The sequence below is a fragment of the Rhodococcus sp. KRD175 genome (assembly GCF_017168275.1).
Lineage (GTDB): Bacteria > Actinomycetota > Actinomycetes > Mycobacteriales > Mycobacteriaceae > Rhodococcoides > Rhodococcoides fascians.
Genome location: NZ_JABFAQ010000025.1, coordinates 95,297 through 105,977, shown reverse-complemented (window position 1 = coordinate 105,977; position 10,681 = coordinate 95,297). Strand labels below are relative to the sequence as shown.

The window sequence follows — 10,681 nt, the reverse complement described above, 5'->3', positions numbered from 1 at the left end:
GCACTGCCCCGGCCCCATTCACCCCACAGCTCGGAGATCCGATGTCGTCAGCTCAGCACGCAGCCGTACACGTGGAGGACGTGCACAAGTCCTTCGGCGATGTGCATGCGCTGCGCGGCATCAGCTTCTCGGCCGAGCGGGGAACCGTACTCGGCATCCTCGGCCCCAACGGTGCGGGCAAGACCACGACTGTGAAAGTGCTGTCGACGCTGATCGCGCCCGACAGCGGCCGGGCCTTCGTCGCCGGCCACGATGTTGCTGCCGACGCTCCCGCGGTGCGGCGGTCGATCATGATGACGGGTCAGTACGCCGCCCTCGACGACACTCTTTCGGGGCGCGAGAACATCGAATTGTTCGGCCGCCTCATGGGTCTGGACAAGAAGGCTGCCAAGGCTCGCGCCAAGGCCCTGCTCGACGAATTCGACCTGTCCGATACCGGCAAGCGTCCGGTCCGCGGCTACTCCGGTGGCATGCGCCGTCGTATCGACATCGCATGTGGCCTGGTCGTGCGTCCCGAAGTCGTGTTCCTGGACGAGCCGACCACCGGACTCGACCCTCGGAGCCGACAGGGTGTGTGGTCGTTGGTCGAGGCACTGAAGGCCCAGGGCATCACCGTGTTGCTGACGACGCAATACCTCGAAGAGGCAGACGTACTGAGCGACAACATCATCGTCATCGACAAGGGGACGGTCATCGCCGAAGGTACGTCCGATCAGCTCAAGGCCATGACCGGCGGTAGCTACTGCGAAGTGGTGCCTCTCGATCCGGGTCAGCTACGAGCAGCGGCCGAGGCGCTGGGTGAGATGGTCCCTCCGGCGGTGCACGCCGAGATCACTGCCGCGTCCGACCGCCTGTCCGTGCCGGCCCCCGACGGTGCCGCAACCTTGTCCGAGATCCTCCGCCGTATCGACGCCCGTGGCATCGTGCTGGCCGACATCGCGTTGCGCCGCCCCTCGCTCGACGACGTCTTCCTCACCCTCACCGGCCATTCGCAAGCGAGCCCCACGCCGTGACGGCCACGACGCGAGGCGTCTCGAATACGCGTGCGGTCACCGCTCCCCGGACAACCACCGGGTCGACGACGCAACAGCCCAAACGCCGGTCACGAACGCGGCCGTCCGGCTTCGTGCAGTGGCAGGCACTGACCGGGCGTGCACTGTGGACGATGCTCACCCAGGGTGAGCTGCTGATCGCGGTGATCGCTCCGCTGATCTTCACAATCGGCTTCTACCTTCCGCTCAAGTTCGTGATGGGCCTGCAGGGCATCGACTACGCACAGTTTCTGATGCCGATCATCGTGCTGCAGGCAATGGCGTTCACCGCCATCTCCGCCGCGCAGAGGGCATCGACGGAGGCGATGAGTGGACTCAACTCTCGGTTGAAGACGATGCCCGTCGTACGCGGCGTCCCGCTGGTGTCGCGAATCTCGAGCGGTGTCGTCCGTTCACTGGTATCGCTCGTATCCGCACTCGGTTTCGGCTACGTCATCGGCTTTCGCTTCTCTGCAGGATTCGGTCAGGCCCTGTTGTTCTGCGCGCTCGCCATGCTGATCAGCACCACGTTGTCGATCGGTGCCGACGCAATCGGAACGCTGTCGAAGAGCCCCGAAGCGACCAGCCAGGTGTTGACCCTGCCCCAGCTCATCCTCGGCATGGCCTCGTGCGGATTCGTTCCCGAAAGCGGCTTCCCGGAACTCATCCGACCGTTCGTTCGCAATCAACCGATTTCGCAGTTCTCGTTCGCTATGCGCGACATGGCCGAGGGCGGAGTCAGCTTCCAGGTGTTGTGGCCATCCCTCGCCTGGGTGGCCGGCCTGCTCCTGTTCTTCGTCCCGCTCGCCATCTGGGCGAGCTCGAGACCAGAATGACGAGTCCGAGATGACGATGACAGAAGCGTCGGTGAACGCTGCACGCGTATCCAACCTGACCTTTCCCGAACCCAACATGGCCCTGCGAGAAGGGTCGATTCGTGCGCTCGGGACACACAGCCTGATCCAGGCCAAACGACTTTTGATGCGGTGGATGCGCGATCCGTCGACGATGATTCAGGCATTGCTGTACCCCGCGTTGATGCTGGTCATGTTCCGTGTCGTGCTCGGGAACTCGATCTCCGCGGCCACCGGATCGCCGGCGATCTACGGCCAGGTGCCGATGATCGCTCTGGTCGGAGCCATGTTCGGTTCCATCGTCAGCGCTGTCGGCCTCAAGGGCGAACGAAAGTCGGGTCTGTTGGCTCGGTTCTGGACAACGCCCACTCACCGTGCGGCCGGCCTCCTGGGCAGGATGATTGCCGAAGCAGTTCGGGTGCTCGTGACCACCGTGGTCATCATCTGTGCCGGTGTAGCGCTGGGGTTCAGGTTCACCCAGGGAATTCAGGCCGGCATCTTGTTGCTGCTGATTCCTGTCGTGTTCGGTATCGGGTTCGCAGTCATGGTCACGTTCCTCGCCACGGTGGCCGGCGACGCACCACTGGTCGAAGTGGTGTCGATCTTCTGCACGTTGTTGATGTTCTTCAATGCGGGGTTCGTCCCCGTCCTCGCGTATCCGCTCTGGCTGCAGCCGGTGGTTGCAGCGCAGCCGATGTCGGTTGCGGTCTCCGCGATGCGCGCGCTGGCACTCGGAGGGCCCGTCATGACTCCGATTCTCCAAACTCTCGCGTGGTCTCTGGGAATGGTCGTGATCTTCCTCTACCCTGCGATTCGGGGGTACAAGAAGGCATCTGCGTCGGGCTGATCGCGTCGCCCGGGCCGACATTTCTACGTTGGGGGATTCGTTGTGGTCGACCGGGCACGACCTGAGCATCCGTCGGTATCGGTGATCATTCCTGTCGGTGGCCTCGATCCGCACTTGGACGCACAGTTGCAGGCTCTGGCCGATCAGGATGTCGGGTTTCCGTTCGAGGTGCTCGTTGCGGACAACACGCGAGGCGGGGACCTCGGCGAATACGTACTCACTCATCCTTTGCGAGAGCGGCTGCGGCTCAGGTCGGTCGATGCTTCCCGCGAGACCGGAGCGGGTTACGCACGCAACTGCGGTGCCCGAGAGGCGTCCGGCGATCTGTTGGCGTTCTGCGACTCGGACGATGTCGTGCACTCGTCGTGGCTCACCACGCTCGTACAGGAGGCGTCGTCGTTCGATGTTGTCGGTACTGCGGTCGAAACCGACACGCTGAACAGCGTCCGGGCGCTGTCGTGGACGCCCACGACAGCGCCGGAGAACCAGGGCCGCACCGACTTCCTGCCGTTCGCGATCGGCGCGAGTATGGCCTGCTGGGCATCGGTCTACAGCGATCTCGGCGGCATGGACAACCGCTACCGAGCAAGCCAGGATGTCGAGTTCAGTTGGCGGGCGCAACTGGCGGGTTACACCTTGGGGTTCAGTACCGAGGCAGTAGTGGCGTATCGACTGCGTGACGAGCTACGCCCTCTCCTGCGCCAGTCTTTCCGCCTCGGGTTCGGCTTCGCCAAGCTTCGCGGAATCTACCGGCCTCAGGGGTGCCCGGCACTGAAAGTGCGCCGAGTCGCGTCCTGGTGGATGGCGCTGCTGCTGCGCAATCCCCTGCTGCCGACGTCGCTGACCGGGATGTCACGCGGCCATTGGCTGCGTGCGTTCGTCATCCGGGTCGGCGAGCTTCGCGCAGGAATCAGATACGGAGCCATCGGTTGGTGATGTCCACCACACGGGCTCGCCGACCGGCCTGCCCGACCGGCACCCTTGACCTGCACGCCTGTTACGCCTGTGTGTCCGGCTGTTACGGTCGGTGACGCAGATGCAGGTGACAGCGGCGGATTCCCACGCCCCGGACGAGATAGAGGCCATGCCGAAGAAGTTCACGAGAGTATTGCCCACGGCGATTGCTGTCGCGGTGGCCGGTGCCCTGTCCTTCACCGGGACGGGCACGGCGGTCGCTGCGCCCTCGCCCACCGGAACCTCGGTTTCTGCCACGCCTACCCTCGAGGGTGCCAACGACTTCGGCTGTGTTCCCAGCGCGGCCCATCCCCGTCCGGTCGTGCTCGTCCACGGAACCAAGATGGATGCGTCCACGTGGAAGATCCTGGCACCGCAGCTGAAGAGCGAGGGTTACTGCGTCTTCGCACCCAACTACGGCGGAGTATCGCTGCTGCTCGACCCGGGCACGACCATCTGGGGCTCCGGCGACATCGCTGAGTCGGGCCGTCAGATCGGCCGTTTCGTCGACGAAGTACTCGCGGCGACCGGTGCCGAGCAAGTCGACATGGTCGGCCATTCGCAGGGTGGCACCGCCACTCGGCAGTACATGAAGTTCGATGGCGGCACCGATGCGCAGGACCCCGCCCGCAACAAGGTGCACACACTGGTCACACTGGGTGCCACCAACCACGGCACGACCTTCGGCGGTTTGCAGCAGCTCTCCGAACTGCTCACCTCGCTCGGCCTGCCCGGCGACGCACTCACCCCCCTGACATACAACATGGCGGGTGCCCAGCAACTCGTCGGTTCGACGACGCTGACGAGCTTGAACGAAGGCGGAGACGTCGAACCAGGGGTCGAGTACACCGTCATCGCCACGCGCAACGACACCGTCTCGACACCGCCCGCGAACACCTTCCTCAAGTCCGGCGACCCTGCGATGGTGCACAACGTCTGGGTTCAGGACGTGTGCCCCACGGCGACGACGTCCCACGTCGGTCTCGTCGCCGATCCCGCTCCCCTGTACATGGTGAAGACCGCACTCGATCCCGATTACGCAACCACCACGCCCGCACCCTGCTGAACATTCTCCACACGCAACGACGAAGGCCTCACGACACGATGTCGTGAGGCCTTCGTCGTTGCCGAACGGACTACCGGTGCAATTCCGCGTCCAGCACAGGCCCGATCTCGGTCGATGCCGGCGACGACGCCATCTGCCAGTGGGTCGAATGGACCGGGACGACCGTCACGCCCTCGCTCAGCGCACCGCGCCACGTCGCCGCCGCCACGTTGCCCGTGGGATCGTCGGTGACCGATGCGAACAGCAGCGCTCGTCCTGTGAAGGTCTGTGGCACATAGGTTTCGATGAGCTCTGCCGATTGTGCGATCCCGTCGAGGATCCCGGCGACCCGTTCGCGGGAAATCGAGTCGAAAGGTGCCGGCATCGACTTCAACAGTTCGGCCACGGAGTCGACCGTGAGTTCAGCGATCTCGAGGTGGTTGTCCGCACCGACACCCAGCCCGCCGAGAATCTCGTCCGCCGATACCGGCCTGTCGACGAGGTGGTCCGACCCACCCGCAACGAACGAGTCCATCATGGCCAACGTCGAGACCTCGTGGCCCTCACGTTGCAGTTGCACGGCCATCGCATGCGCGATCAGTCCGCCCATGGACCACCCCAGCAAGTGATACGGGCCCGACGGTTGCACGGCGCGAATCTTGTCCACGAATACCGCAGCCCACTGTTCTATCGACTGCGGCACAGGTTCTGCACCGGACAGCGCGGGCGACTGCAATCCGTAGATCGGACGGTCGTCGCCGATGTGTGACGCCAGGGCACCGAAGGCCCAGGACAGACCCACGATGGGGTGGATACAGAACAGCGGGGCCGAAGAACCGCCTACCCGTAGAGGTACCAGGACCTCGAGCCCGCTTGCTTCCGCTCCGTCGACTCCCGATGCCGTGGCAGCAGTGATCCGTGCCGCAAGGGAGGCAACGGACGCGTCCACGAACAACCAGTTCAGAGGAACAGGCCGACCACCGAGGGCCCCCTTCAGCGCGGAGACCAACTTGACGGCCAGCAGCGAGTTGCCGCCGAGCGAGAAGAAGTCGTCGTCGAGTCCCACGCGTTCGACTCCCAGAACGTCCGCGAACACACCGGCAACAGCTTCCTCCACCGGTGTCTGCGGCGACCTGAACTCGCGGGTCTCGAACTCCGGACTCGGCAGCGCCCGACGATCCAGCTTTCCCGCAGCGTTGAGCGGTAGAGCGTCGAGCACCACGAAGGCCGACGGAACCATGTAGGACGGCAGCGCAGAAATTGCCTCCGCCCGAACGAGCTCGACATCGATGTCGGTACCGGGAGTAGGAACCAGGTACGCCACCAACGACTCACCGACCGCCGAGTGCGACACCACGACGACAGCCTGACTCACCGACGACCGCGCCGTCAGCGCAGTCTCGATCTCTCCCAACTCGATTCGCTGCCCACGGAACTTGACCTGAAAATCGGTGCGACCGATGTACTCGAGCCGATCGGCATCCATCGACCACCGCACCAGATCACCGGTCCGGTACATCCGCGTCCCCACGCCGTCGAACGGGTTCGCCACGAACCGCTCCGCCGACAGGTCCGGCCGCGCAACGTAACCCCGCGCCAACTGCACACCCGCCAAGTACAACTCCCCCGGAACGCCCGCCGGTACCGGATGCAGACGCGAATCCAGCACGTGCACCGAGGTGTTCCACTCGGGCACACCGATGGACGCCGATCCGGACCCCGCCCCGTCCTCGGAGACATCGCGATAAGTGACGCTGACCGCCGCCTCGGTAGGCCCGTACAGGTTGTGCACCCGCGCATCCGACACTGCCCGCCAGGCATCGACGGTACCCGCGGGCAGAGCCTCACCGATGACGAAAACATGCCGCAGCGACGCGATCGACTGCGCCGCCACCGCTTCGACGAACACCGTCAGCATCGACGGCACGAAGTCCGTCACGGTCACCCCGTGCCGCGCGATATCGGCGGCGACCGCCTCGACGTCACGCTGCGCGCCCGGGGCCGCAACGATCAACCGACCGCCGGTTCGCAGCGGCAGGAAGAAACCCCACAGCGAGACATCGAACGTCGTCGCCGTCTTCTGCAAGTACACATCCGACGCATCGAGACCGTATTCCTGCGCCATCCAAGCCATCTGGTTGACGATGGCCCGGTGTTCGATCGCCACGCCCTTCGGACGACCGGTCGACCCGGACGTGAACAACACGTACGCCAGGTCGTCCCCGGCGGCGCGCGGAAACACCACCGACCCGGACGGCTCAGGCGGATCGGTGATGTCGACGACCGGAACAGCGGTCGCCGTGACGAAACCATCTCTGGCCGTCGACAACACGACCACCGGAGCGGCCGTGTCGAGAATGTAGTCGTTACGTTCGGTCGGCTGATCCGGATCCACCGGAACGTATGCCGCCCCCGATCGCAGCACCGCATACATGCCGACGACCAACTCGACGGACCGCCGCATCGCGAGCCCCACCAGAACCCCTGGCCCGGCACCGTGCTCCTGCAACAGCTGCGCAGTCGCGTCCACCCGAGCCGAGAACTCCCGATACGTCAGCGACCGTTCGCCGAACACCACCGCAACCGCGTCGGGCGTGTCGGCCACCACGCGATCGAAGCCGTCCAACAACACCTCGGCGGATTCGATGGCCACCTCGCCGCCGTTGCCGCGCACCATGATTCGTTCACGCTCGGCCGAATCGAGAACGTCGATATCACCGACCACGACATCCGGACGCGCGGTCACCGCTTCGAGTACAGCCACCAACCGTCGCCCGAACGACGCCACCGTCGACTCGTCGAACAGATCCGTCGCGGACATCAGCTCGCCGGCCAGACCTGCGCCGTCGTTGAGTTCGGTGAGCGTCACCTGGAGATCGAACTTTGCCGACGCCGCCCCGGACCCGAATGCCTCGACGCCCAGATCGGGGAGCTCGAACGATCCCTGGGAGAAGTTCTGGAAGAACAGCGCTACCTGGACCAGCGGATGCCGCCCTTGTGAACGCACCGGATCGAGTACCTCGACAAGACGCTCGAAGGGTACGTCCACATTGTCGAATGCCTCCAGGTCGGAGGTACGTACGGCATCGAGTACCGCACCGAACGAGGCGTCTCGAGCGATCTGCGTTCGCAGGACCACCGTGTTGACGAACATGCCCACCAGGTCGTCCAACCGTGCGTCGCCGCGACCACCCACCGGTGCTCCCACGGCGATGTCGGACGTCCCGGACAACGTGGCCAGCAGCACCGCCAACGCTGCGTGCACCACCATGAACGCGGTGGCGTCGTGCTCGCGTGCACACTCGAGTACGCGGGTGTGCAGTGCAGCGTCGATCTCGAACGCCGTCACCGCCCCCTGTCCCGTTGCGACCCGCGGGCGCGGCCGGTCGGAGGGCAGATCCAACTGCTCGGGGAGGCCGTCGAGCGTGCGACGCCAATAGTCGATCTGCTTGCGGGCCACCGACTTCGGATCCGATTCGGAGCCGAGCATGTCGAGTTGCCAGAGTGTGTAGTCGACGTACTGGACCGGCAGCGGTGCCCACTGCGGTGCCGATCCGCCGTGCCGCGCGAGGTACGCAGTCATGACGTCGCGGGACAGCGGGGCCATCGAGAGCCCGTCCGCCGAGATGTGGTGTGCAACGAAGGCCAGCACGTACTCCGGTGCTGCACCGGCGGGGTCCGTGATGTGGAACAGCCGGACACGAAACGGGATCTCGACGGTGACGTCGAATCCCCGGGTGAAGAACTGTGTGACCGCAGCGAGCGCGTCGTCACGAGCGATGCGGACCACGTCCATCCCGACGTGCGTCTCGGCCTCGTCCCGCACCTGTTGGTACCCGACACCGTCGATCTCCGGGTACACGGTGCGCAACGATTCGTGTCGACCGACCACGTCCCCCACGGCAGCCTGCAGCGCGTCGACATCGAGTTCTCCGCGCAGCAACAGAGCGACCGGCACGTTGTTGAGGGCGGAGTCGGTGTCGAGGCGGTTGAGAAACCACATGCGCTGCTGTGCGGACGAGAGCGGGATGCGCTCGGGCCGCTGCCTCGACGTGTCGAGCGCAGCTCGAACCGGACCGTCCGCCGAATCGGCGGCCTGCGCCAAGGCCTCGACGGTGGAGGACTCGAACACCGAGCGCGCCGGAACATGGACGCCCAGAGCCGAACCCAATCGAGCCGCAAGCTGTGTGGCGATCAGGGAGTTACCCCCGAGCGCGAAGAAGTCGTCGTCCAGGCCGACCCGTTCGACCCCGAGCAGCTCGACGAAGATATCGGCCACCACATGTTCCGTAGGGGTCGACGGGGACCGGAACTCCGCGGCCTCGAACACCGGTTCCGGCAGTGCGTCTCGGTCCAGCTTGCCGGTGGGAGTCAGCGGGATCGAATCGATCCTTGTGATCACCGAAGGCACCATGTGCGCAGGCAGACTCCGCCCGGCCTCGTCCAGCACCCGGTCCGGGTCGACGTCGGTCCCTGCCACCGGCAGTACGTACGCTGCGAGAACGGTTGCGCCGGTGGGACTGCGGTGACCGAGGGTCACCGCGAAATCGACCCCGTCCTGCGCGGTGAGAACGGCGTCGATTTCACCGAGTTCGATTCTGAAGCCTCGGATCTGGACCTGAAAGTCGTTGCGGCCCAGGTATTCGATGGCCCGTCCGGACGCCACTTCCCGCCAGCGCACCAGGTCACCGGTGCGGTACAGTCGGCTCTGCTCCGAGTTACCCTCGGTTGCATACGGATTGGCGACAAAACGCGCTGCGGTCAGCGCGAATCGTCGATGGTATCCCCGCGCAAGGCCGGCACCGGTCAGATACAGCTCCCCCGGCACCCCGGCGGGCACCTGCCGCAAACGGTCGTCGAGCACGTGGTAGCCCATGTCCTTGGTGGACGGCCCGAGCAGCACGGCTTCGCCCGCGTTCAAGGGCGGCGAGATGTTGCACACCATCGACGCTTCGGTGGGGCCGTAGACGTTGTGAAAACGTCTGCCCGGTGCCCACTTCGACATCAGTTCCGAGGTGAAGGCCTCGCCGCCGATCGCGAGCACTCGCATGTCGGGCACCTCTGCCGGATCGAGTGAGGCCAGCGCCGCCGGGGTGATGAACGCATGGCTGACGCGGTGGCTGCGGAGCATGTCACCCAGATCGGAACCGCCGTAGACGCCGGGCGGGACGATGACCATCGTCGAACCTGCGCCCACAGCCATCAGTAGCTCCAGCACGGACGCATCGAAGCTGGGGGACGCGAAATGCAGTGTGCGCGAATAGGAGTCCAGCCCGTAGATCTCGACCTGAGTGGAGGTCAGCGGTGCCAGCCCGGCGTGGGAGACGGCGACGCCCTTCGGCAGACCGGTCGAGCCGGAGGTGTAGATGACGTACGCGAGCGTGGACGGGCGAATCGGTGCCCGTCGGTCGTCCGCCACGACGGGATCGTCGGACAACCCCTGGAGTGCACCTTCGGTGTCGGACGAGTCGAGGCTGATCCACGACACCGACGTCGGCATCGATTCTTCGAATTGTGTTGCAGTGACACCCATTCGCACGCCGGAGTCGTTCACCATGTGCGTGATGCGGGCGGCTGGGTAGTTGGGGTCGATGGGCACGAATGCAGCACCGGTCTTCGCCACGGCCCACACGGCCGTGACAGATTCGATCGAACGGGTCAGTGCCAGTGCCACGAAATCCTCGGGGCCGACCCCGCGTTCGATGAGCAGCCGGGCCAGCCCGGACGACCGGGAGTCGATCTCCCGATAGGTGAGCGACCGGGTGCCGCACTCCACCGCTATACCGTCCGGGTTCTTTTCCACCGCCGCGGCGAGCAGAGTCGGCAGCGCGACCGTACGGGCCGGTCGCTGTCGGGTGGGTCGTGCACGGGTAGGCCTGGGGCGGCTCGACCGTCCACCCACTCGGCCGCCCGACTCGGACGGTGTGCCGGTCGATCCATCCGAACTCAT

The 10,681-nt window shown here is 65.3% G+C and carries 6 protein-coding genes; 5 read left to right on the top strand and 1 reads right to left on the bottom strand.

Features of this window, described 5'->3' with window-relative positions:
* The first annotated feature begins 41 nt into the window (after window positions 1-41).
* From J1M81_RS24175 to J1M81_RS24155, 5 genes are all read left to right on the top strand, one after another.
* A complete protein-coding gene (locus J1M81_RS24175) occupies window positions 42-1,013 on the top strand; it encodes a daunorubicin resistance protein DrrA family ABC transporter ATP-binding protein (protein ID WP_027496305.1) in 972 nt (323 codons plus the stop codon).
* Window positions 1,010-1,867: an ABC transporter permease gene (locus tag J1M81_RS24170; protein WP_032365639.1), complete on the top strand. Its 858-nt coding sequence runs from the start codon at window positions 1,010-1,012 to the stop codon at window positions 1,865-1,867. Before J1M81_RS24175 ends, J1M81_RS24170 begins: the two co-directional genes overlap by 4 nt.
* A 10-nt stretch (window positions 1,868-1,877) precedes the next feature.
* Window positions 1,878-2,732, top strand: a complete 855-nt coding sequence (locus J1M81_RS24165) for an ABC transporter permease (protein WP_032365640.1) — start codon at window positions 1,878-1,880, stop codon at window positions 2,730-2,732.
* A gap of 81 nt (window positions 2,733-2,813) precedes the next feature.
* Window positions 2,814-3,668: a glycosyltransferase family 2 protein gene (locus J1M81_RS24160; protein ID WP_176458062.1), complete on the top strand. Its 855-nt coding sequence runs from the start codon at window positions 2,814-2,816 to the stop codon at window positions 3,666-3,668.
* 148 nt (window positions 3,669-3,816) lie between these two features.
* Window positions 3,817-4,752 (top strand): triacylglycerol lipase, encoded by a 936-nt coding sequence (locus tag J1M81_RS24155; protein WP_032365693.1) that lies wholly within the window; start codon window positions 3,817-3,819, stop codon window positions 4,750-4,752.
* 70 nt (window positions 4,753-4,822) lie between these two features.
* Here the strand turns inward: J1M81_RS24155 and J1M81_RS24150 are convergent, their stop codons facing one another.
* Window positions 4,823-10,681, bottom strand: a complete 5,859-nt coding sequence (locus J1M81_RS24150; RefSeq protein ID WP_206499001.1) for a non-ribosomal peptide synthetase — start codon at window positions 10,679-10,681, stop codon at window positions 4,823-4,825.